The following is a 560-nucleotide window of genomic DNA, read 5'->3' as shown; positions in this document are numbered from 1 at the left end:
ATCGATCCGTTCCGGGCCGCAAAGACGTTGAACCTCAACTTCTTCGTCCACGACCCGTTCACCCGCGAGCCCTACTCCCGCGACCCGCGCAACATCGCCCGCAAGGCCGAGAGCTACCTCACCAGCACCGGCATCGCCGACACCGCCTACTTCGGCGCCGAAGCCGAGTTCTACATCTTCGACTCGGTGAGCTTCGACTCCACGATCAACGGCTCCTTCCACAAAGTGGACTCGGTCGCCGGCTGGTGGAACACCGGCCGCACCACCGAAGCCGACGGCAGCCCCAACCTCGGCTACAAAGTCCGCCCCAAAGGCGGCTACTTCCCCGTCGCCCCCACCGACCAATACGTCGATCTGCGCGACGCCATGTCGACCAACCTCACCAACGCCGGCTTCACCGTCGAACGCGGCCACCACGAGGTCGGCACCGGCGGGCAAACCGAGATCAACTACAAGTTCAACACCCTGCTGCACGCCGCCGACGATTTGATGCTGTTCAAATACATCATCAAGAACACCGCCTGGGCACACGGCAAGACCGTCACCTTCATGCCCAAGCC

1 pseudogene is annotated in these 560 nt (G+C 63.0%); it reads left to right on the top strand.

The features are described from left to right. Nucleotides 1–560 (top strand): annotated as a pseudogene (locus N416_RS0119690) (type I glutamate--ammonia ligase); the annotation flags it as partial.

The sequence above is a fragment of the Mycobacterium sp. UM_WGJ genome (assembly GCF_000455125.1).
GTDB lineage: Bacteria > Actinomycetota > Actinomycetes > Mycobacteriales > Mycobacteriaceae > Mycobacterium.
Note: the sequence above shows the minus strand (reverse complement) of the source record. Positions and strands in the feature narration are given on the sequence as shown.